Annotated in this window: 16 protein-coding genes; 5 read left to right on the forward strand and 11 right to left on the reverse strand. The window is 51.2% G+C overall.

What is annotated here, in order from left to right:
* Positions 1-55: 55 nt before the first annotated feature.
* The 11 genes from CFX1CAM_RS08250 to CFX1CAM_RS08300 form a co-directional block, all read right to left on the reverse strand.
* Positions 56-1,399, reverse strand: coding sequence for a C69 family dipeptidase (locus CFX1CAM_RS08250; protein WP_087862566.1), 1,344 nt, complete (start codon positions 1,397-1,399; stop codon positions 56-58).
* Positions 1,392-2,072 carry a (d)CMP kinase gene (gene cmk, locus CFX1CAM_RS08255; RefSeq protein WP_087862567.1) on the reverse strand — a complete coding sequence of 227 codons (681 nt, stop codon included), beginning with the start codon at positions 2,070-2,072 and terminating at the stop codon, positions 1,392-1,394. The genes CFX1CAM_RS08250 and cmk overlap by 8 nt, the downstream gene beginning before the upstream one ends.
* A 13-nt stretch (positions 2,073-2,085) precedes the next feature.
* Positions 2,086-3,801: a hypothetical protein gene (locus CFX1CAM_RS08260; RefSeq protein ID WP_087862568.1), complete on the reverse strand. Its 1,716-nt coding sequence runs from the start codon at positions 3,799-3,801 to the stop codon at positions 2,086-2,088.
* Positions 3,802-4,001: 200 nt separating this feature from the next.
* Positions 4,002-9,389 (reverse strand): DUF2298 domain-containing protein, encoded by a 5,388-nt coding sequence (locus tag CFX1CAM_RS08265; protein WP_087862569.1) that lies wholly within the window; start codon positions 9,387-9,389, stop codon positions 4,002-4,004.
* Positions 9,389-11,506: an ArnT family glycosyltransferase gene (locus CFX1CAM_RS08270; protein WP_087862570.1), complete on the reverse strand. Its 2,118-nt coding sequence runs from the start codon at positions 11,504-11,506 to the stop codon at positions 9,389-9,391. Before CFX1CAM_RS08270 ends, CFX1CAM_RS08265 begins: the two co-directional genes overlap by 1 nt.
* Positions 11,507-11,668: 162 nt before the next feature.
* Entirely contained in the window at positions 11,669-12,472 is an 804-nt protein-coding gene (locus CFX1CAM_RS08275) for an FkbM family methyltransferase (protein WP_087862571.1), read from the reverse strand.
* Positions 12,469-13,266, reverse strand: coding sequence for a class I SAM-dependent methyltransferase (locus CFX1CAM_RS08280; protein ID WP_087862572.1), 798 nt, complete (start codon positions 13,264-13,266; stop codon positions 12,469-12,471). Before CFX1CAM_RS08280 ends, CFX1CAM_RS08275 begins: the two co-directional genes overlap by 4 nt.
* Positions 13,259-14,419 (reverse strand): glycosyltransferase family 4 protein, encoded by a 1,161-nt coding sequence (locus CFX1CAM_RS08285; protein WP_087862573.1) that lies wholly within the window; start codon positions 14,417-14,419, stop codon positions 13,259-13,261. The genes CFX1CAM_RS08280 and CFX1CAM_RS08285 overlap by 8 nt, the downstream gene beginning before the upstream one ends.
* Complete coding sequence (locus tag CFX1CAM_RS08290) at positions 14,419-15,441, reverse strand: lysylphosphatidylglycerol synthase transmembrane domain-containing protein (protein ID WP_087862574.1); 1,023 nt, start codon at positions 15,439-15,441, stop codon at positions 14,419-14,421. Before CFX1CAM_RS08290 ends, CFX1CAM_RS08285 begins: the two co-directional genes overlap by 1 nt.
* The gene (gene lepA, locus CFX1CAM_RS08295) at positions 15,441-17,237 is read right to left on the reverse strand and encodes a translation elongation factor 4 (protein ID WP_087862575.1); all 1,797 of its coding nucleotides are present in this window, start codon (positions 17,235-17,237) and stop codon (positions 15,441-15,443) included. Before lepA ends, CFX1CAM_RS08290 begins: the two co-directional genes overlap by 1 nt.
* Positions 17,238-17,324: 87 nt before the next feature.
* Positions 17,325-18,128, reverse strand: a complete 804-nt coding sequence (locus CFX1CAM_RS08300; protein WP_087862576.1) for a TlyA family RNA methyltransferase — start codon at positions 18,126-18,128, stop codon at positions 17,325-17,327.
* 303 nt (positions 18,129-18,431) lie between these two features.
* On the opposite strand from CFX1CAM_RS08300, the gene CFX1CAM_RS08305 reads away from it, so the two are divergent.
* The 5 genes from CFX1CAM_RS08305 (at position 18,432) to greA (ending at position 22,819) form a co-directional block, all read left to right on the forward strand.
* Positions 18,432-19,310 carry a decaprenyl-phosphate phosphoribosyltransferase gene (locus tag CFX1CAM_RS08305; protein WP_087862577.1) on the forward strand — a complete coding sequence of 293 codons (879 nt, stop codon included), beginning with the start codon at positions 18,432-18,434 and terminating at the stop codon, positions 19,308-19,310.
* A gap of 13 nt (positions 19,311-19,323) precedes the next feature.
* Positions 19,324-20,277, forward strand: a complete 954-nt coding sequence (gene mvk / locus CFX1CAM_RS08310; RefSeq protein WP_087862578.1) for a mevalonate kinase — start codon at positions 19,324-19,326, stop codon at positions 20,275-20,277.
* Positions 20,277-21,089 (forward strand): isopentenyl phosphate kinase, encoded by an 813-nt coding sequence (locus CFX1CAM_RS08315; RefSeq protein ID WP_087862579.1) that lies wholly within the window; start codon positions 20,277-20,279, stop codon positions 21,087-21,089. Before mvk ends, CFX1CAM_RS08315 begins: the two co-directional genes overlap by 1 nt.
* Before the next feature lie 73 nt (positions 21,090-21,162).
* The gene (locus tag CFX1CAM_RS08320) at positions 21,163-22,317 is read left to right on the forward strand and encodes a deoxyguanosinetriphosphate triphosphohydrolase (protein ID WP_087862580.1); all 1,155 of its coding nucleotides are present in this window, start codon (positions 21,163-21,165) and stop codon (positions 22,315-22,317) included.
* Positions 22,318-22,348: 31 nt separating this feature from the next.
* Positions 22,349-22,819: a transcription elongation factor GreA gene (greA, locus tag CFX1CAM_RS08325; RefSeq protein ID WP_087862581.1), complete on the forward strand. Its 471-nt coding sequence runs from the start codon at positions 22,349-22,351 to the stop codon at positions 22,817-22,819.
* Positions 22,820-22,873: the final 54 nt, after the last annotated feature.

The following is a 22,873-nucleotide window of genomic DNA, read 5'->3' on the forward strand; positions in this document are numbered from 1 at the left end:
CATCTCTTCAGCACTGCCCACATTTTCACTCAAGCCAGTGCGGATATTCGTGAGTCTAAGGATGGGACATGCTTTGACGATTCGCTTTGCGGTCAAAACCGCGCCAGGCAATCCGATCCAGCAAGGGACGCCGATCCATTACAGGCTGCTTAATAACCTTCGCCAGCCACTCTGTTTCAACGGTATCGACCTCTTGAAAGCAAGCTTGCGTCAATGCAGCTCGCACGGCCTGGGATTCAGCTTGCATGTCATCCACACGGCTCAAGAAATCAGCTTCAAGGTTCTCCCGCTCAGTTTCAATCAGCCTGATTCGTGTGGCGTAATCACGTAATATCTCGCGATGAAGATTTTCATGTCGCCACCACAAGGTTACTGAATCATAAGCCCCTGTCGGCTCTGGACCCAGGTCTGGCAACCCCGCATCGATCCACACCGGTTTGAAGACGGAGGTGCAGGTTGCTGATGTGCCCGTCAGCCAATGGGTGTGCTGTTTTGGTGTCAGGTGAGAGACCATTGCACCGGTCGCCTGGCTGCCCCTTGCCGGACCAAAACTGGCGTGCATGCACACCTCAGAGCCCAGAATCCCTCGACCCGGCTGCCAATTCTGATCGGCTTCTGGCCCATGATCACGGAGCACCTGCATTGCATAGGGGACATCGATCTCACCCTGTTTTGCTTTTAGAAGTTCGCCAGTCCGGCATGAGCGGTGTTTTCCGGCGCCAAAGTTCGTGAAAATCAGATCACTGTAACATTTGCTGAAATTAAAGGATTCCGCACTTTTACACCATCCCTTAGAAATCGCGTGTGAAACCAGGTCGGATGAAGCTCGATCCCAATGATCACCAATACTGATGATATTTGAGATCGTCCGGATATCTCGCACTTTTTCAGCAGCCCAGTGTTTCCCAGCCGTTTCAAAGATCCATGCCTCCTGAGGGTCTGCAATCAAAAAGCCGTTATGATAATAAAACTCTCCAAAGCAGGTTGAATTTCCGCCCTGCCCATAGTCTTCCAGGAGCGTGATCATCAAATCCAAGGCTTCATTGGCCGTGGCGGTCCGTTCAAGTGCCAGGCGAATAAAATCCATGCCAATCAAACCGGGCTCTTTGTCGTAAGGCACTTTGGTAAAAACGGCTTCATTGCCAATCACCAAGCCGTGTTCGTTTGCGCCCATTTCTGCCCCCCAGATCCAGAAAGGTCTGGACAGTAAGACGGCATTCGTTTCCCGCACTTGCGGCACACGGATATACGTACAGTTCACCTGCGCCCCTTCTGGATGGTGTGCACGTGGGATAATTTGAATCATATGTGCTTCATTTGGATGGCGATCACTGTTTTTTCCAAAGATCACCGAACCGTCTTTGGTGGCATTTCCCAGGGCAACAAATGTATCACACATGATAAACAAGCTCCTTTGCTTTTGCTAAAACTTCCTCAATACTTAAGTCGTCGGAATTGATCACAACGGCGTCTTCAGCCACTTTTAAGGGTGCAATCTCCCTGGTGGAATCAATTCGATCCCGGTTTGTCAATGAGCGCAGTACCTCATCAAAATCAGCCTCCTCTCCTCGGTTGATCATCTCCCTGTACCGCCGCTGTGCCCTGACTTCAACTGACGCGTCCAGATATATCTTCAGGTCTGCATTCGGTATCACAACAGTGCCAATATCACGTCCGACCACCACCACCTTGTTGCCCGATGCAACGCGACGCTGCTGATCGGTCATGGCCTTCCTGACCGCTGCATAAACAGAGACATCCGACACATAGGCATTGACCTCATCTGAGCGGATCGCCCAAGTTACATCCTGTCCATCCAGCAGAACATCACAGTCACGGCCGTCATCAATGCTGGGTGTCTCGATATCGATATGAACCGTTTCTGCTAATGTGCCGATCGCAGCCTCATCCTCGATATTCAATTCCCTCTGTAATGCCGCCAGGGTCAACGCTCGATACATGATACCCGTATCAAAAAACAGGTAACCTAACTCCTTTGCCAGCAGAAGCCCCAGGGTTGATTTGCCAGATGCGGCTGGCCCGTCAATCGCAATTATGTTTGGTAAACCCATAAGTATCCTCATTCTATTTATCGACAATTTGACCGCCAGGCATCAAGTCGGTACGCACCCAGAGAATTAATTCCTGCGCAACGGATGGCACCTCTCCCGCCACCAGCCAAACCAGGTATTGTCGCGGTGTTAATTCGCGCCAGGGAACAGTTCGCTGCCAAACCAGGCTTTGTCCTTGGTATCCATGGGCAATTTCTGGGATTTCTCCAATCGGTGTGATTAATATCCCCGGTGCTGATTGCGCCGGTACAAAGCGTTCAAAATTCAACGGAGCATATGAGCGCAGCGCCCACCGCAGACCAGGGGTGTCCATCCCAGACACAAGTATATCAACCGATTCATACCCACGAGCGTTCCAAACCATGGTCCGATCGATGGTAACCTGCATCCAACCAGGCAACACAACCGCTTCATCAGGGTGCCATAGCTCAAAGGGCGTGTTGGTACCGATCCCGGTCGAATTTACGCTCAAAGAGATCATCCCGGTCATAAACACCAACCCCAAACCCAGCAGAAACCCTGACCGGGCAACAACCTCTGACCAGCCATAATTAACCAGTAAGATCATTGCGACTAACAAAACAACGCCGCCTGCCAGTGCAATTAAGTGGCTCAACTGTTGCGATGGGACCAATGCCGGGGAGACCAAGGTGCGCATCGCCAGGGTGATGAAAGCAGCGATCACAATCACCATTCCTGTGGTGATGCCCAGAACCAGCTTTGATGATTCAGGCATTCGCCATGCAAAGATCACCACCCGGCTGGTTAAAATCCATAATGGAAAGGCAACCCAGATAAGCTCGCCCGCCGTGGCTGCGGGGTATAGAGTGATAAAAACCAATCCAATCCCAGCCCACAAGAACAGAAACATATCCAGCTTGCTTTTGATCAGCAAGCCGCGGACACCGCCCCATAGCCCAAAGATCACGGCTCCGGTGCTGTATACAAGGAGCGCGAAAATTGCCCACCCCCACGGAGCTGCACGCACCTGTCCAAACCCCTGGATAAAATCAAACAACCCGGAAAAAATGCCACTCATTCCGGCTGGAGCCAGAAAAAATCCGCTCCCGATCACAACCAGCGTCACACCCATTGAGATTCCAAACCTGGTCCACTGCGAACGCGGGTCATCAGCGCCGGGCTCCAAACTGAAGATCGCCAGCAAATCAAATAAATGCTGCGAAATGAGCCAGCTGATCCCCAGGATCACTACACCTACCCAGAAACTCGATCCACTCATCAATGCCAAACCCAGGCTGATCCCGGCAAGGACAGGGTTACGTTTTAACCAGAATCCTGCTGCCAGCAGTGTGAATACCAGCGCCATCATCGGGGAGCCAATTATCCTGGAAAGGCCGACCATTTCAGGAGATAACGCCAGGGCAAAAGCCGCCATAAGTGCAGGCCAACGTCCAATATATTTCGAAAACAATACCGGGATGAACACAATCAGTGCGCCAGTGATTGCCGGCCAGAGGCGCGCCACGAAATTCGATTCTGAGAATAAAAAGAGCGGCAAACCGGTCAGCCCCACATAAGCATGAACGCCCCCGAACAACGTTTGTTCACCCCTGGCGACCGCCAACGCACGCAATGCAAGCTGGGCTTCCGAATCATTCAGCGATACAGCTCCCAATTGAATTAAGCGAAAAGCCAGGGCGAGAACAAATGCCCCAAGAATAAAGAGCATATATGTGGATTCACGTCTTTGATTTTCTATCAGTTCCATGCTTTTCGACCGTGTTCTCCTGACTGGAATGACCGTGCCGTAGATTAAACTTATTTAACAGATATTTAAGGCCAAGATTATTTGTGCATTAATCCTTTCATTGAGCCAGGCATGTGCCAATCATCTGATTATTAACGGTTCTTCCAGTATTATACTTGTCCACCACCGCTTGTGCGGACCATTCGAGAATTATCGTGATCTTATTTTCGAACCTGGTAGATGGTTGTGCTGCCAACACGGTAAACCGCATCCCATAGCTGACCATCATAATTGCTGAACTTCGCCAGACCAGCCTGTGGGTAAAATGCCTGTTCAAGTTGCCCAACCACAATGTACGTAACATCATACGCCCGGATAAAATCAACCGCATATTGAATATCTTCGGTTGAAAAGAAAGTGTCAACCCGGTTCACCCGCTCCTGAACAACGGAGTTGCGCAAAACAGCCCGCTGCTGGCGTTGATGCCAGTTCCATCCAACTACACCCGGCAACCCCGTATAGATCGTATAACGGGCACCCCAACGGTATTCATAAGCCTGTCCTTCCAGGATCACAGGCGAGCCTTCAATGTGATCCTGCATCCAGCGGATGGCATCATCATCCTCCACCAATTGCATGTTCGAACCCATATCATAATAGGTGGAATAAGCCATGTATGCCATTCCATCCAACCCCTGGGGAGCTTCCGGTGCAATACGATCGTTGATTTTATCCTTCGTACCCATCACGGTGAACATCGCCGCAGAGAAAAACAGCACGAGAAGGGATATTTTCCAGACTAAACCCAGGTGTTTACGCCAGTAGCGCAGTGATTTCAGCAGCCACACAAAACACACACCGGCAGAGAGCGCAAACAAAATCCAGGCTTGAAGATAAAATTTAAATACACTGTTCATGCGACCAATATCGCCATGCAGATACACCAGTTCCACAGCTAGGGTCAGAGTCAGCGCCGTACCGATCATAAACAAGTGAAACCGCCCGGCGTCCGACCGATCTGGACGAAGCATCAGCACCACCACCCACAGCCCGAGAGGCAGGACGATCAAACCGACCGGAACGCCCATCACCAAAAAGAGGATCATCAGAATCAGGAATAAAACCAGGATCAGGGTGATCCAACCCCGGTAAGGCGTTAGCGCAGACAATGCTGATGCAGGCGTTGTCTTCATCCAGTGATAGGTTTCCCATGTCATCCAGCTTACGATAATAAACAGCAACAATCCCCAATGCGTGAAATACGAATCCAGCGGCGTTCTGTTGCCCTCCCAAATGCCAATCTGCGTATATCCCTGGCTAAACCAATCCGAGAAAGGCTGGTAAAAGACCAAAGCCAGCGTTGCCAGAGCCACGACGGCAATTAACGCTACAGCCGCCTTCTCAAGCGATTGACTGCCGCGGAAATTCAGCTTTAATCGCGGCTGGTAATTTCTGAAAACGCTGTAAGCTAATGCCGCGCAAGCCAACACCAGATAGGTATAGAAGTCCCAGGTATTGGTTGGACGCAGCGCGCCAATCACCATTCCGCCAAGCGTAAAACCGATCACAGTCCCGAGTATCTTCAAGCGGCGACCCTCTTCACCCCAACGCGCTTGACTCAACACCACTGACAAACCCCAACTAGCAGCCAGCACCGTAATCGGGAAGGCAATCAGGTGCGCGTGCAGGTCAGCGTAAAGGAATGTGAAATACGGGAACTCCGTAATTGCCTCGCCCGGGATCACTCGACTGGGATGCCAGTACCAGTCCCCGGGATAAAATGGCAGACGTGCCCCTTTGATGAGCTGGAAAAAGCCCTGGAATGTCCAACCAATGTGTTGAAGGATCGATGCCTCTTCAATCGCGAGTCCGCCTGATGCCATCCGTTGGAGTCCATTGAGCAACAATCTGACCGTCCCCAGGTTGCCCAGTACCACCAGCAACACAACCGTCGCCAGGCCGGCTGCAAAAGCCGTTCCCAGCACACATTTGCCTTTTTTTTCGCCTGCACGCAAAGCCAACGAGCGCGGGATGCCCTGGTACAGGTTCCAACCCACGGAAAATGCACCCAGGGCTGTCAAGCTGAACCATAGCGGTAAAACCAGGTTGTACGCCACAGCAGGGATCATTCCCAGCAATTTGATTGGCATACCAACGATTACAAAACCATAATAATAATAATTGATATACCCGCCAGCAAACCACGGGTCAAACGGCGGAAAGGTTACGCTCTTGATCACCGCGTTCAGGTACGAAAAGTCCATAGGCTTTTCGCCGCCTTTGTAAGGATGCCACAGATCCGGGTTGCCCGTTCGCACCCACAAAAACAGCATAAAGGCAATTAACCCCAGGACTTCGATGGTCAGGTAATAGCGCCATTCCTGTTTTACCGCCTGCCAGAGCGTTTTTCGCTGAAAAAAGACCAGGCTGCCGCTCAGGGCGACGAGCCCCAACAAAACCCAGCAGATCATCTGCCGGGTGACCAGTATGCCAAAGGAACCAAAAATCCACACAAAAAACGCCATCAGCAGCAAGCCGACCAGCTTGGTAAACGGGTAGCCGCGATCGCTCATTCTCGGGAAAGCCAGGCGCACAATCGGATAGCTGATCCAACCTAAAACCAGAACAAAGGCATAAAAGACAGCCGTGGCTGCAATTTGTGAACGGTTCACCAGACTGTCACGATCAAACAATTCCGACCAGGTGCCTCCAGCCCGCAACCTTGCCAACCGATCAGCAGGAAGCATCAGGTTGTGCTGCGGCTTATCCGATTTCCCGGGACCCGGACCCCGATAGCTGGCAGCTTCGCCAGGCGTAAAGTACACCACTTTGCTCAAATCAACCGAGCGCAACGAGTTCCGCACCGCGATTGGGTCGTACTCCCCTGTTTTTTTGAAGATCAAAACCTTGGGATGATCATAAACCGTGAAGGCTTCTTCTGCAAATTGGGTATTGAATTCAAAAGGACCCAGCCTGGGGTTGGAATGGAAAACGGCCACCAGCTCAAATCCCAACTCGCCGAAAAAGGATCCGGGCTCGGCTATGCTGTAACACCACAGGACATCCTTGTACGCCGGGCATCCCAACAGGTAGCGATAATAGAACGTTGTCAGCGGATAGCGTTCAGGCACGCGAGTTGTCGTGCCCCACTGGCGGTTCGAGGTGATGAAGATGTAATCTGCCTGGTCGAGAATGGTTTCAAACCGCTCCAATTTGCTGTGATCATCCGGCCAGTACATCTCAAAATTCAGGTTGCCCGTGTAAATTCCGCCGTCTTCGCTGTACGGGCTGAAACCGTCCACCGGGTAAGGAATGGCATCGTCCCAACTACTTTCATGGGCAGGTGCAACCGAATGCAGTACCAGTTGAGCGGCGCTTTCCTGTGTTGATAGGGAGACAGCCAGTGTTTGCCCCGCTTCCACCTGCAAAGGCTCTGGAAGAACAAAGGTAAAGGGACCACCCCTGACATCTTCTTGCACTGAGAAATCGGCGCGAATGCTGCTGAATTGCGATTGTCCGCCCTGGTCGGTCAGCGCAAGGTTGAGTGCCAGGGTTTTTTCACCCGGCGAACCCGCCTGATCCACGATAAAAGGCGCACTGACCGCGGTGATGCTTCCACCCGTGACCATTCGAACGCTCATTTGGTATGGCTGATCAGCCCGGACGCCCTGTTGAATGCGCGGCAACGCACTGTTGAGTACCATGCCGTCATCCGTCATCAGCGTCACCGCTGGTGAGCCGCTTATCGTCAGGTTTAAGTTTTCTTCGGGCAGCGAAAGGCGCAAAAAATATAGCTCATTTTCATTCACCTGCAATGGCGCATCGAAGATGAATTTATAAGCCATGCCGCGCGGGTGGTTGTCCGTTGCCAGGAATCCGCTTTGTACTGATGCTGCAGCCAGGACGGCATCCGGGTTACTCGCAGAGACAATCGACAGGAGCACAGTTTTCATCCCGCCCATCGCCGAGCGGTCTAAAATGTGCTCAAATTGAACTGCGGAGATCAACCCATCCGCCGGGCTGATAAAAGGCTGGGAAAAAGGTGCATTTGATGCCAGCGTATCACCAGCACGGTAGGGCAATGGCTGCATAAAAGCGCCGTCGTCGGTATCGATATGCAGGGTCAACGCGCCCGGGAGGTTGTGGTAAATCCAACGGCTGGCTTCTGCCCGGGTGTGCGGTCGGGTGTAAATCTGAGAAAATGAAAACGCCCATACTGCGGTACCCAGAATGATCACCACTGTCAGGACAATACCCACAACCCGGATGAGACTGGATTTAATTTTGTATCGTCCTAACCTGATGTCACAGCAAGCTGACAACAACCGCTGTAAACCCCACCCGGCGATCAGGGTCAATAAGGGGTAAATCAACACCTGATAGCGCATCGTGCGCACCCAGGAAATCGATTGCCAGACAAAATATAACCCGGTGAATACCCAAAAGGATAAATGCTTCTGCCATTCGTCTTTCCGCAGGATTGAGATCCCCATGCCCAAATATGCCAGCCCGGTAAAAATACCCAACGGCCAGCCCAGCCCCCAGGCGACCAGGTTGCGTCCAGAAAATGTGATCGGTCGCCGCGCCCATTGCAGCGCTGGCGGAAAATCGACTGCGCCGGAAGCTTGCGCACGCAAGCTCTGTAAACCGGACCACCACGTCTGGTTAATCCCGAAATTAAAAAAGCCAGGACCGTTAAAGGCATACGGCTGCCCGATGCGAAAGCTAACAAAGCTGAGCACTGCCGCCAGAACCAGGTTGCGAATGATCTTTAAAAGGGCAACACGGCGCTCATCCGGGTTCATCCCAAGATAGCGCATGCCCTCAACCAGTGGCAGGAGTAGCGCCAACACGACCGCGTTGATCTTTGAGGCTGTTGCCGCCCCTAAAGCCACACCAAACACGATGTAGGGTGCCAGTTCATTAATTAAGCCGGTCACCCGGGCGCCATTCCATTTGGCTGTATCGTTTTTAACAGCCTCGAGCTGGTCTGTGTCTGTCGATTCCGGTTGATCACTATCACGCCCGTGCGTTTTAGATCGGGTCAGCGCCCAAACGGCGGCATACATCGTCAACGCGGCAAAGGTATTCGTGGCTGAATCCACTGTGGCATAATGTGAAAGTTGAATCGGCAACACCGCCAGTGCGTAAAATACCGCTCCCAGCAACCCAACCCAGCGATTGTACAGACGCCTGCCAATGGCAAAAATTAGTAGAATGGTGAGCAGGTCGAAAACCGCTGAGAGCTGCCTGCCCAGGATGGTAATGGCATGATAATCGGTTTGACCGAGAGCGTCACCGGCATATCGAACAATAAAAATCGGTAGTGTGCCGTAAACAAAAAAGGTATATCCCCGGTTTGCCGGGTTCAAACTTGAATTCTCAGTATTAAAGTATTCACTCAGGCTGTTCACGGGGGAAATCGACACCTGGACCAGGCTGAGAAACCGTTCATCCGGGTGCATATGCTGGTCTTCATCCCAATTGACCCCCGCCAGTCGCAGATAGGCGCCCGCAATCACACTCAGCAGCAGAAGGATGATCAGCAGGAAATCGGACCAGCGTTTGCGATTGAGCGCAGCGTGGTCGGCTGTGTTCAGATCAGTCATCAGGGCAGTACCCCCTCTGATGGCGGCACAAAAAAGATCAAAAACTCTTTATTTGGGATCTCAGAATCAAATTGCCACAGAACGCCATTCGGAAATATCTGCTGGACAAACCGGGCGTTTTCTTCATCGTTGACATTGATGAAGAACATCTTCGCCCGAGGATCAGCCCGGGTGCCAGGAATCTCATCCGGAAAGATGGCAAAATCCATGCCGGGATAACCGGCATTGATCGCAACCAGGCGCGAATCAATCCAATGTGGATATCCCACAACATAGGTGGTCTCCGGGTACCCCAGGGTTTCAATAAACAGGGCTGCCACCCTGCCCACCTCTGATGTGTTCCAGCTTGCAGACCGATAAAGCGTGTAATACTGGTTGAAAACCAGGTCATAATTATTGACAGCAGACCAAACCAGCAGCAGGATGATCACCATCATCAATACATGCCGACCTGATTTCCCGGAAAGGCTCGCCTGAAAGCCGCGGACCATAGTGACAAAAGCCGTGCCAATCACGATAAATACGGGTACAATTGCCCCGGCGGTGCGGTTCAAACTGGGGTTTTCTCCCGGATAAGCCAGGGATAAAATCGAGGGCATCATTAAAATGGGGATTGAGACCAGCATGAACAGATCGCGCCAATCCCACTTGCGAAAATAGCGCAGGGTGATCGTGGCAATGCCCAGGAAATAAAACGCCCCTGAAACCACTTCAAGCGCTGGTCTCCCCGGAATAGAATGCGCCCAAATTACACCATTGTTCCAAAAGAACATCACACTGGCGCGCCAGAAGTTTTGCGTAAAGATCACCAGGGGCGAATTTTGAAAACCGACCTCCATACCGGTCAGGCGAGAAAAAGCACGGTAAGTGAACAGTTCCGGGTTGTGCAGCCAGTAACGCAACAATGGGATGAACACCAGCAGGGATACGGCTGTTATCACAGCCAACCCCAGCACAGCACGCCAGCGCAGATTCTTGTTCTTGGTATGCACCAGATAGATCAAAATACCAATCACGACCAGGATCGGCACGATGCGGAAAGGGGTGTAGCCATGCAAGCCCAACCCGAGAAAAAACCCTCCCCATAAGAGATCGGGCAGGTGCTGACGGCGTAGACCCCGAACCATGAAGAACAGTACCGGTGCCACAAACAGGGGGTAATATGGGATGCGCAGCGCCAGTCGGGTGAACAACAGCGGCCAGTAAGCCATCCCGGCAAAGAGGGCAGCGACCAAACCCACCCAGCGATCGCCCCATTCCTTGCCCAGTAAATAAATAAAAAATAGGGTCAGCAGGTTGGCAAAAACAGCAACGATCTTTAAATTAAGAAACGAAACATCGAGGTTGAAAAGACTCATAAAGGCAGCCGATGCGTAGAAGTGCAGCACCTCTCTACCGGTATTGCGAGGAAAATACACCGGCCTGTACCCGTTGAGAATATCGTTGATGTCCAACAATTTCTCTGCCTGGTCTGAGAGCATTTCCGGCGGCACAGAGTCCAGGCGATAGAAATTAAAGAATAAGATCACAGCGATCACCGCCAGCACGATAATGGACCCGCGTGAAAGTCGCACCTGCCACTCCCGTTTGTCGATTTGCTGCCAGGCTTTTTTGAGCCGTGAGCCGACACCCGCCTTAATCGGCCAAAAAGCCAAAAAGAAGAATAAAATGCTCAGAATCCAAAGCAGCATGTTTAATGGCGTAAAGCGTCCGCTGCCAAAAGCAAGAAATGCCAGAAGCCCCAAAGTGAGGCTGACCAGGAGGAATTCTATTTTTATAGTAATTTTATAAAGTTCTTCAACAGGCGGTTTGTGGCATGGCAGCTTCCATTCCGCGCGGAAAACCGCCAGTACCGTGCAGGCGAGCGCCCCACCATACAGGATCACCCCCGACCAGGCCGTTCGCCCGGGCGAGGGTTCTAATGAAAGCTGAGCGATCAGAGCCAGTACCACTGCAGCAACGATCAACCAGGGAAATGTTTGTTTTAGTGCCGCGTCTTCATCGACAATGACTTGTTTGTCAAGGGGTCGGGGATTAATCCAGGATTTAATTTGATCAGCGAGGTAGTCCCAAACGCTGGGCTCTGCCGGGGGGGTGGGGCTGGATTGATCAACCATAGAAAATCTCAACATTGTGCCATTTTCAGCGTATGGTCATTAATTTCTTAATCTGGAAAATATGATACCCTAACGACCATATCCTGACAACTGTGGAGCATTTCAATCTGTAGACAAAATCGTTCTGGCAAAAAAGTTCAGTGAAGCAGATATAGCGGGGCGTTATGAGCGGTAGGCAAATAAATAGCCGATCTCCCCGTGCACAAGATTCGGATGGCAAATGACAGCATAACCCTGTTCTCTGAAAAACCTGATCAATGCCCTGTGGTTGCGCGTTTCATCCAAATCGTGGAATTCCATGATCACCCGCTCGATTTTGCCAAACACATCCGCCGGGGCTTTGAAGAAGATCTCATATTCAGCCCCTTCGCAATCCAGCTTGAGCAGATCAATCTTTTCTATCCTTTCCTCGCGCAGCAGGTCCAGCAAAATCACCGCTTCGACACAAGTTTTCCCCGCAACCCTGTTCCTACCAACCCTCTCACTGCTACTGATCTGCAGCGGCTCTCCGCTCGAAAGGTCCAATTGCACCTCTCCGGCTGATCCCCAAACAGCCTGCTGGCGAGTGTGCACATTCTCAATGCCGTTCAGAGCCAGGTTGCATTTTAATAACGCGTAAGACTCATGAAAAGGTTCATAGGCGTAGATGACGCCTGAGCGATTCCCATGCGCTGCATAAAGACTGTAATCGCCGATTCCTGCACCGATATCCACCACGGTCCACCCCTCCTCAACCGGTGCGCCATAGCGAGTGTAGAATTGGTCTACGAAGGTTTCTTTTACAGACCAAACATCCATCGCACTACGCACCATGACTTCCAGTGTTGGACGGCGCAATTTTAATTTCTTGATGCTGGTCCTTGATCTGCACAAAAATAATGGGATTAACGACGGCCAATTTTTAAACCAGACCAGGATTTCCAACAAGGATTTGGCGTAATACAGCCAGGCGCTCAGGTTCTTCATGCAGGTCTCCGCGCAATGAAAAATGAACACACACCTTCTGCAGACCGGGGGTTATCCATAAATTTACGAGTCCAATGCCAGGGGACAGCCAGGTTCCAGCGTGTTGGGATCAGAATCCAGCGTCCAAACAGTTTTTTAGAGAACAGGGACGGCAGTCCCAGGGGGTGCCCCCATTCCAGGACGCGCAGGGCATCAGGAGGGAAGTAATCCCAGCTCTGTTCAAGTACAAAACCCGCCCGGGTCAGCCGTTCTTTCCATATTTCCGGAGCGTCCGTATGCGCATGGCGCGCAATGCGGTTGAAAAAGCGACTGTAAGCCCTGCCCAGACGTGGTAAGCCGATTTTCGTCAGGAATTTTCGCACGCTCAGGGCTTGGGGAAAACGGTGATTGGGAACACAAAACACAAACCTTCCCCCGGGAGTTAACACCCGCATCACTTCTTCCAGCACAGGTTCCAACTCCTGAATATGTTCCATAACAGATACACTCGTCACCGTGTTGAAGGATTGGCTTCTAAACGGGATGTGACCACCTTCAGCCAGAACCAGGGAGCGGTAAGCTTGCCTGCGGCGCGCCTCCAATGTTGGCGCAACCCAGGGGTCCATCCCGACATCCAATTTTTCTTTAAAAGCTGCTGCCGCAAAGTGACCGTCGCCGGAACCCAGGTCCAGCACCGGTGCCTCTATTGTGATCTCCTGGAAAAATCGGTCTTCAATCGCGCGTAAAAACCCCCGAAAATAAGGCAGGCTGGATAAGTGCCGCCAGAGAATTTCATCCAGTTCCTGGCTATCCATGGTCACCAACCCGTTGTTCGAAAAGGATTTCGTAAGCTTCGGCTATCGTCTGCGGGGAGTAGTGCGCAGCGATATGTTTGATCTGACCGGGTTCAACCCGCATGCCTGATTCCAGCACTGCGAGGATACCACGCGCCAGGGCTGCAGCATCCATCACGGGCACAATTTTCCCCATACCGGTTGTTAATACGGGCTGCCGGACGCCGGGCAAATCCGTAGCGACCACAGGCGTACCGCTAATCAGCGCTTCAACCTGCACCATCCCGAAAGATTCTGTGCTGTTGATGCTGGGCAGAACCAGTACGTCGCAAACATGGTAAAAAGCAGCTTTTTCTTCCTCGGTGACCACACCCAAAAAAGTCCAGTGCTCACCAAGGGCATCAATCAGCGGCAATAATTTTTCGCGATAGGCATGTTCTCCAATCACCCGTTGATACTCGCCGACAAAAATCACCTGGGCGTCAGGGTGTGCTTGCAATACAGCCGGCATCGCCTGGACCAGGTACTCAACGCCCTTTTCTGATGCCAAACGCGCCACCATTCCGATGATCCGCCGTTCGGGATTAATATCGAATTTATCCTGGAAAGCGTTGATTTGCTCAGCAGAAACCGGTTCACAAATAATGGGTGGCGGGATCACGGTCAACTTGTCCAAAAACCGTTTCAAGAAGGGCGACTGTTCCGCAAAGTCACGGGTATTGTGAACAATTACATCCGCAAAGTGGGCAGAAATACGGTTTGCCAAAATGGCCGCACCTCCTGCAAGCTGGGAGAGCCAGCCAGCGGGCATGTGCAAATCGCAATGATAGGTCAGCACCACGGGCTTCCCTTGCAATTTGGCGAGGATGGCGATTAATGCTGCATCCACCTGGGGCACATGAAGGTTGACCACATCGGCTTTCTTGATCAACCGCCACGCGCTGAATGGCATGCGCGGCATGATTACGCCTTTGGAAAGGCGAAAGGCAACGGGTACCCGGATCACCTCAACGCCATCCGTAAACTCCCGCTCAGGCAGCGAGCGGTCATACTGTGATGTCAGCACAGTGACCTCATGCCCCAATGCTGCCAGGGCATGAGCCTGGCGCACTGCATACACGGTCAGTCCTGATTTATGCGGCTGGAAATACGTCAGGATAATCAAGATTTTCATCACGCTCTCCCAATTTCCTGCTTCCTCGGTGAATGTTCCAACACGCGCTGAACAAAGGCGATCAGCGCCTCATCACGCATTTTTAAGCCAACCAGACCGATGAGCGTGGTAAATAAAATACTCATACCATGAGTCACAATTGCGTATGTTAAGGCAGTTTCCATATCAACACCCAAAACAGCAAAGGCAGCCATCACGGCGCCTTCATAGACGCCTAATCCCGCCGGCGCAGAGGGAAGTGCAGCGGCAAATGCACCCGCGCTAAGTACAAAGATCATCCACCAAAATGGAGGGTTCAGATAAAGGTCTCTAAAAATGATCATGGTCTGACCAAATGCCAGCCACCAGCTCAACACGAGGCTGCCAAAAGCGATCGTGAATGCTTTTAGATCAGTCAAAACGGCAAAACCCTCCAGGGCATGGGTGATTTTTGGCGCCAACCAGCCTCCGATGAATCGGGAGCTTTCACCCCATCGAGAAAACCAGGCGGATAAGCGATCTCGATATTTTGCAACCAGGAACAACCCGATCAACCCCATCAGCGTCAGTAGGAAGACAGCAAAAATCAGGCGTAAATCAAAACCGCTGCTTAAAATCCTCGGAAGAACGCTTAAGATGAATATCGCTGCCAAAAATACATCAAAAATTCGCTCGACGATCACGCTGGAAAAGACTTCGAACGGTGAAATCCGCCTTGATTGATCCAGCATGACCGCACGGGCAATTTCACCCAGTCGCAATGGTAGGATATTATTCAGCAAATAGCCGACGCCCATGGTGAAAAAAGCATCCCAGTAAGAAACTTTTCGTCTCAGGAGGGTATGCCAGCAGAATACACGCAAAAAATAGCTGAGGAAAAAGACAATACTGGCATAAAGCAACGTTTGCCAGCGTATCAGCGCTAAATTTGAGATCAACGTTTGGAAGTCGATTGCTCGCAATACCAGCCAGATCACCAGACCGCTGATCAATAATGGTATCAGCCAGCGCAGTAACCCGGCGATGACACGCTTCTTCGCCATTATTTATCCAGTCGGAGGATCGCCATGAAGGCTTCCTGCGGAATTTCCACGTTGCCCACCATCTTCATCCGCCGTTTACCCTTTTTCTGCTTTTCGAGCAGCTTCTTTTTTCGCGTGATATCGCCGCCATAACACTTCGCAAGGACGTCCTTGCGTAACGCTTTTACGTTTGCGCGCGAGATCACCCTGCCCTGCGAGTAAGCTTGAATGGGAATCGTAAAGAGCTGCCGTGGAATCAGCCCTTTAAGCCGTGAAACCAGTGCCTGACCCTTATGGTAAGCGTCATTTTTATGCACAATGGCGGTTAACGCATCAACAGGCTCCCCATTGACAAGGATCTCCACTTTAACCAGGTTTTCAGGGCGATACTCTTTGAAGTAATAGTCCATAGAAGCATAACCACGTGTACCGGATTTAAGCTGGTCAAAGAAATCAATAATCAGTTCAGAAAGAGGAATCTCACATAAGATCTGTACCCGGGTTGGTGAGGGGTATTCCTGGGAGACAAAAATCCCACGTTTGCTTCTGACCAGGTCCATCACGACACCATAGTACTCCGTCGGTGTGAAGATGGTCAGGTCCATCCAGGGTTCAAAGATTTGTTCAATCAAACTCTCATCAGGCAATTCAGCAGGCGAAGAAACCTTCACCAGCTCACCGTTATTGAGCTTAACCCGGTATTCAACGGTGGGCGCAGTAAACACGACATCCATATCGTATTCTCGCTCAAGCCGTTCCTGGATAATCTCCATGTGAAACAGTCCCAAAAAGCCGCAGCGAAACCCGAAATTGAGCGCTTCTGAGGTCTCCGGCTCAAAGGTCAAAGATGCATCATTGAGCTGCAACTTGTCGAGCGCCTCGCGTAAATCCGAGTAGTCCTCGCCTTCCGTGGGGTAAACGCCAGCATACACCATTGGCTTGGCTTGTTGATATCCTGGCAACGGTTGTGGAACGCCTCCGGAGGCAAAGGTAATCGTATCTCCAACCCGGCATTCCGAAACCGTCTTCAAACCAGTGGCGATATAACCAACATCGCCTGCTTTCAACACGTCAACTGGCTTGAGATTAGGCGAAAATACACCGATCTCCACCGGCGAGGTCTTCACTTTCGTCGACATCATCAACAGTTGATTGTTCCGGGTAACCGTGCCGTTAAAGATCCGCACATAGGCGACCACACCCTTGTAAGAATCATAATGCGAATCGAAGATTAACGCCTCCAGGGGCTGATCATCCTGACCGGTCGGTGGCGGGATACGTTCAACGATCGCCTGCAGCACCTGGTCGATGTTCAAACCCTGTTTGGCTGAAATGTGGATGATCTCATCCAATGGCGTTCCTAAAAGGTTTTGCAGATCCTCAGCGACAGCATCCGTTTGAGCGGAAGCCAAATCAATCTTGTTGATTACAGGGATGATGACCAGGTTCGATTCCAATGCCAGGTAAAGGTTCGCCAGGGTTTGTGCCTCAATGCCTTGGGTTGCATCCACGACCAGCAGCGCCCCTTCACAGGCAGCCAAAGCCCGGCTGACCTCATAATTGAAATCCACATGACCAGGGGTGTCGATCAGATTCAATTCATAAGGTTGCCCGTCAGTGCCTTGGTACGCCATTCGCACAGCCGAGGCTTTGATCGTGACTCCTTTTTCCCGTTCCAGGTCCATGCTGTCTAAAACCTGTTCGGTCATATCCCGATCAGCGATCGTGCCGGTCATTTGCAGCATACGATCAGCCAGGGTCGATTTTCCATGGTCAACATGGGCAATGATGCAGAAATTTCTTACATTATCTTTCATAGATATTGAGTATAACCGAATTCGAAATAATTAATCAGGAAGACACTTTATTAATAATACTATACGAAGTCTCTGTCCATGAAACCATTATGCCTGGTCCAGATGAGCCGCATGCTCCAGTGCATCGTCGATCATCTTCTCAAGGTCAATCGGATCTCCAGGCGTCAATCGTAGATCGACCAGGAATTCAATATTGCCTTTAGGACCGCGGATGGGCGAAGGGATCAAACCCCGTGGAAAAAACCCTGAAGCAGAGGCTTCCGCCAGGATTTTGTCCAGAACCTGTGCGTGCACCGCTCGATCTTTGATTACCCCGGCATGTACTGCAGCCTGTTTTCGACCAGCCTCAAATTGGGGTTTGATCAACGCGATCACCCCTCCACTTGAGCCATCAAACCAGCCCCTTACAACCGGAAGAAGCAGCGTTAACGAGATGAAAGATGCATCAATTGTGACCAGGTCTACCGCTTCGGGCAGTCGATCAAGATAGCGCGCGTTGGTTCGTTCCATCACCACCACCTGCGGGTCCTGGCGAAGCTTCCAGTGCAACAACCCGTATCCCACATCAATGGCATAGACTTTGTCTGCGCCATTTTGCAGCAAGCAATCGGTAAATCCACCCGTCGACGCTCCCACATCGGCACACACCCGACCTGCCGTTTTAACAGAAAAGGACTGTAGGGCTGCTGCCAATTTTTCTCCGCCGCGCGAGACAAATTTCGGTCGTGCTTTTAACGTGACCTGCGCATCAAACGCAACCTGCATTGAAGGTTTATCGACCAGCTCGCCCGCAACACACACCTCACCCGCCATCACCAGGCGCTGTGCCCGGTTTCGGCTTTCAGCCAGGCCGCGTTCTACCAGCAATTGATCAATCCGCATTTTTTTCATCAATTAATTGTATCTCTAAATGCCGAAAGGGAAATTATCTTCAAATCGAAGTGCATGATAGCATTATTTGGGTCGCATTTGGTATAATTTCAATGTACCATGATGTTCACAAGTGTCTCTGTTGCGGGTAAAACATGTTTCACTCTCGTTTCCTGCGCGTTCTGGCACCCAAAAGCTCGCGGCTAATCTCGACACGATTGAATTGTGCATATTCCTGCAGGGAAAGCGAAGGAACCATCAAAAGTCCCAATAACAGGATCAAAGAAATTCTCAACGAAAGACCCACTGTATAGAAACAGGCAAATGAGCAATCAACTACACAACATCGTCAAAACCATGCGACCAAAACAATGGCTAAAAAACGTGTTTGTGTTTGCAGGTTTGGTTTTTGACCGTCAGCTTTTCTCTTTAGCATCATTTCTTCTCACCCTGGCGGCGGCGTTTTTATTTTGCCTGGCATCCAGCATGATTTACATCATCAATGACCTTGTCGATATCGAATTTGACCGGCAGCATCCGATAAAAAAGCATCGCCCGCTGGCTTCCGGAGCGCTATCACAACGCTCTGCAATCATCGCGCTGGTCATGCTGGGTTTGTTCACCTTTCCAGCAGCATTTTTCCTAAACACCGCTTTGGGATGGATTATTGCAGCCTATTTCATCCTCATGCTGGCTTACTCCCTGTGGTTAAAGCATATCGCCCTGATCGATGTCATGATCATTGCTGCGGGTTTTGTCTTGCGTGTCGCGGCTGGTGTAATGATCATTGAAACTGAGCGCTTTTCTCCCTGGCTGGTTGTCGCAACCGTATTTCTGGCTTTATTCATCGGGCTGGGAAAGCGTCGGTCTGAGATTGAGCTCCTCAATACGCAGGCGCCTTCACACCGGCGCGTTCTGAACGGTTACACACTTGAACTCCTGGATCAGTTATTAACCATCGTCCTGTCTGCCACGCTGATGACCTATTGCCTGTATACCTTTTCAACGACAAACACACCCGACAGCTACCACATGATGTTCACCATCCCCTTTGTGATCTATGGGCTTTTCCGCTATCTCTACCTGGTGCGGATTGAAAATTCTGGCGGCACACCCGAAGATATTGTTGTTTCCGACCGCCCGATGCAAGCCGCGATCCTCCTGTGGGGTATCACCGTTGTGGTGATTCTGTACTGGCTCTGACCTGGATTAAAATATGCCTGCCATTTATGCAAAAGCGCCCGGGAAAATCATCCTCTTTGGTGAACATGCTGTTGTCTATGCTCAACCTGCAATCGCCATCCCGGTCAACAAAGTCTATGCCACGACGCGAGTGATTCCGGAAGTTGCTGGGCGCAAGAACCAGGTGCACATCAAAGCCCCGGACATTCAGCTCGACGTTGATCTGGCTGACCTTGACGAGGAACACCCCTTCGCTGTGACGATCCAACAGGTTCTCAATGCGGTCAACCTCGATCACCTGCCGTCCCTCACCCTGCTGATTTCATCGACGATTCCCATCGCGGCTGGAATGGGATCCAGCGCAGCAATCGCCATCGCAACCATTCGCGCATTAACGGATTTCCTCGGCAAACCGCTGACTGCCGGGGAAATCTCTTCCCTGGCATTCGAGGTTGAAAAAATTCATCACGGCACGCCTTCCGGCATCGATAATTATGTCATCGCCCACCAAAAACCGGTTTTCTTCACCCACGGCAAGCCCATCGAACACCTGGAAATTCAACAACCTACCCATTGGGTGATTGCCGATACCGGTGAAAAAACATCAACAAAAGATACCGTCGCGGCTGTTCGTAAACTGCAAGCGCTGGACCCGGAAACTTATCACCCCATCTTTGAACAGATCGGAGAAATTGCATTTACTGCCCGCCAGGCTTTGATTACAGGCAACATCGATCTCTTGGGTCAATTAATGGGTGACAATCAACGCCTCCTTGAGCAATTAACCGTCAGCAGTCCGAAATTAGACAAACTCATCTCAGCAGCGCTGACTGCCGGTGCGGTTGGCGCAAAGCTTTCTGGCGGCGGGCGCGGCGGCAACATGATCGCCCTGGCGCCCACACAAAATACACAGTCGATCGAATCTGCCCTGTTGGAAGCAGGCGCTACCCGGGTCATCACCACAACACTCAACAAAGGTGAAACATAATGGATCAATCCCGTTTGGTTTTTCTGAAATTAGGGGGATCGTTAATCACCGATAAAACAAAGCCCCTTACCCCCCGCTTGGATGTCATCGCTCGCCTGGCAGAAGAGATTTCTGCAGCAATGAAGACCTCGCCAGGGTTGCGCCTCTTGATCGGGCATGGTTCGGGGTCTTTTGGGCATGATGTCGCCAATCGCTACCAGACTCATTCCGGGGGTGAAGGCACGGCATACTGGCAGGGGTTTTGCGAGGTGTGGCAAGCCGCACGCGCCTTGAACTTGCTGGTCGTTGAGGCGTTAACCCGCTCCGGTCTGCCCGTTGTCGTCTTCCCGCCCTTAGCTATGGTCACTGCAAAGAACCGTCGTGTTCACGCCTGGGACACTCAACCGATTAAACTCGCCATCGAGCATGACCTTGTCCCGGTGGTGTATGGTGATGTGGTCTTTGATCTTGAATTAGGGGGCACCATCCTCTCAACAGAAGACTTGTTTCAGAGCCTGGTCCAACCGTTATGCCCTCAGCAGATCCTGATTGCCGGTCAGGATGCCGGGGTCTATGGCGATCCGCAAAACCCGGGGGAAACCATCGCGCGGATTACACCTGGAAACTTTGAGCAAATCCAACCCGCCCTCGCGCCATCCCAGGCTGTGGATGTCACCGGCGGCATGTTGTCCAAAGTTCAAGCCATGGTCAAACTGGTACAAGAAAACCCGGCGCTCGAAGTCACCATTTTTTCCGGCTTGAAGGCTGGAAATCTGCAGGAATTGCTCTCCCAGCCAGGCACACAAATTGGAACATGGATTGCTCACCAATAAGAGCAACCCGGTTGAGCAAGCCTGTTTATCCGGTATAATCACCTTTTAGGTTTAATTTCGGAGAGACTACGAAATGATATTCACGCGTCACCAACTCGAAGAATTAGAAGAGCAATTCCTGGCACCTTATGCCATTCGCAGCAAGGACAGCAAAGGCCGAAAACAACCAGAAGATGAACCGGATTATCGCACGGTTTTTCAGCGCGACCGGGACCGTATCCTGCACACAAATGCTTTTCGGCGCCTGGAATATAAAGCCCGGGTCTTCATCAATGACGAAGGCGACCACCATCGCTCCCGCCTGGCTCACACCCTCGAAGTGGCTCAGATTGGGCGCAGCATTGCACGCGCGCTGGGCGCCAATGAAGACCTGGTAGAAACCATTTCACTTGCGGTCGACCTGGGTCACCCACCCCTGGGCTCTGCTGGAGAACGCGCCCTGGCTCGCCTGATGGTTGATCACGGGGGTTTCAACCATGTCCGGCATGCGTTTCACATCGTAACCAAAATTGAGAACCGCTACCCTGAATTTGACGGACTCAATCTCACCTGGGAGGTTGTGGAAGGGATTGTTAAGCGCGAAAGCGAACACGCCCCCTTGATTAATCAGGATTTTGACCCCAAATTGCGCGGACACCTCGAAGCGCAAATCACCAATGTTGCTGATGAATTGGCCTGTACCGCAAACGACCTGGATGATGGACTGCGCTCTGGAATGATCACAGCGGATCAATTGGCGGGAATCTCCCTGTGGGAGGTTGTCAATGAGAGCATAGGACGACGCCGCAGCAAAGATTTGGACGACCTGGCACGCCATCAACTGATCCGCCGTTTAATCAGCATCGAGATCACTGATTTGATCCAATCCATTGACCGCATGATTCGGCGCAGCGGCATCCGTACAGTCGAAGAACTGCAAAAACTACCCTACAACGTGGCTGGATTTAGCGAAGATATGCACCGCCGAAACCGAGAATTAAAGGATTTCTTATATAAAAATCTCTATAAGCATTTTCGGGTGACGCGTATGGCTGTCAAAGCTGAAAGAATAATCGAAGCTTTATTCAATACCTTTGTCGCTGAGCCTGCCACTTTACCACCGCAATACCAAAAGATGATTGATGAACTCGGGCTTGAACACACCGTATGTGAGTACATTGCCGGAATGACTGATGGGTATGCCATCGGCGAGTATCAGAAATTATTCGACCCCAAAACCATTCCCTGATTAATAATTCTTATTTGAGGAACGAGAAACGATGAACGACAACACACACTATCTGACGCCAGAAGGAAAAGCAAAACTTGAAGCCGAGCTTAAACACCTGAAAGAAGATGAGCGCAAGAAAATTTCAGAGCGTTTAAAGCAAGCCATCTCCATGGGCGACCTATCAGAAAATGCGGATTATCAAAAAGCCAAGGAAGACCAGGGTTTCCTGGAGGGTCGTATCCAGGAAATAGAAGCCATTTTGTTGCATGCAGAGGTGATTGAAGCCCAGGTCAATTACGATGAGGTTGCTATCGGCGCTAAAGTTACCTTCAAAGTAGCTGACGATCCCCCTCAAAGCTACACGCTGGTGGACAGCAATGAAGCCAACCCCAGCGAAGGGAAAATATCCTACCGATCTCCCGTTGGTAGTGCGCTGGTCGGACATCAAGTGGGGGATCGTGTTAAAGTCGTCTTGCCCAATCAAGAAATCATTGAGCTTGAAATCCTGAACATTGAGTAAAAAAGAGGCTGCCCAAAATGGCAGCCTCATATTTTTATGTAAACAAAATTGCTC

It is taken from the genome of Brevefilum fermentans (assembly GCF_900184705.1).
Taxonomy (GTDB): domain Bacteria; phylum Chloroflexota; class Anaerolineae; order Anaerolineales; family Anaerolineaceae; genus Brevifilum; species Brevifilum fermentans.

What these genes read in the sequence shown, in the direction of transcription:
- CFX1CAM_RS08250 (WP_087862566.1), bottom strand. Translation starts at nt 1,399, where the DNA reads ATGTGTGATACATTTGTTGCCCTGGGAAATGCCACCAAAGACGGTTCG.
- cmk (WP_087862567.1), bottom strand. Translation starts at nt 2,072, where the DNA reads ATGGGTTTACCAAACATAATTGCGATTGACGGGCCAGCCGCATCTGGC.
- CFX1CAM_RS08260 (WP_087862568.1), bottom strand. Translation starts at nt 3,801, where the DNA reads ATGGAACTGATAGAAAATCAAAGACGTGAATCCACATATATGCTCTTT.
- CFX1CAM_RS08265 (WP_087862569.1), bottom strand. Translation starts at nt 9,389, where the DNA reads ATGACTGATCTGAACACAGCCGACCACGCTGCGCTCAATCGCAAACGC.
- CFX1CAM_RS08270 (WP_087862570.1), bottom strand. Translation starts at nt 11,506, where the DNA reads ATGGTTGATCAATCCAGCCCCACCCCCCCGGCAGAGCCCAGCGTTTGG.
- CFX1CAM_RS08275 (WP_087862571.1), bottom strand. Translation starts at nt 12,472, where the DNA reads ATGAAGAACCTGAGCGCCTGGCTGTATTACGCCAAATCCTTGTTGGAA.
- CFX1CAM_RS08280 (WP_087862572.1), bottom strand. Translation starts at nt 13,266, where the DNA reads ATGGATAGCCAGGAACTGGATGAAATTCTCTGGCGGCACTTATCCAGC.
- CFX1CAM_RS08285 (WP_087862573.1), bottom strand. Translation starts at nt 14,419, where the DNA reads ATGAAAATCTTGATTATCCTGACGTATTTCCAGCCGCATAAATCAGGA.
- CFX1CAM_RS08290 (WP_087862574.1), bottom strand. Translation starts at nt 15,441, where the DNA reads ATGGCGAAGAAGCGTGTCATCGCCGGGTTACTGCGCTGGCTGATACCA.
- lepA (WP_087862575.1), bottom strand. Translation starts at nt 17,237, where the DNA reads ATGAAAGATAATGTAAGAAATTTCTGCATCATTGCCCATGTTGACCAT.
- CFX1CAM_RS08300 (WP_087862576.1), bottom strand. Translation starts at nt 18,128, where the DNA reads ATGAAAAAAATGCGGATTGATCAATTGCTGGTAGAACGCGGCCTGGCT.
- CFX1CAM_RS08305 (WP_087862577.1), top strand. Translation starts at nt 18,432, where the DNA reads ATGAGCAATCAACTACACAACATCGTCAAAACCATGCGACCAAAACAA.
- mvk (WP_087862578.1), top strand. Translation starts at nt 19,324, where the DNA reads ATGCCTGCCATTTATGCAAAAGCGCCCGGGAAAATCATCCTCTTTGGT.
- CFX1CAM_RS08315 (WP_087862579.1), top strand. Translation starts at nt 20,277, where the DNA reads ATGGATCAATCCCGTTTGGTTTTTCTGAAATTAGGGGGATCGTTAATC.
- CFX1CAM_RS08320 (WP_087862580.1), top strand. Translation starts at nt 21,163, where the DNA reads ATGATATTCACGCGTCACCAACTCGAAGAATTAGAAGAGCAATTCCTG.
- greA (WP_087862581.1), top strand. Translation starts at nt 22,349, where the DNA reads ATGAACGACAACACACACTATCTGACGCCAGAAGGAAAAGCAAAACTT.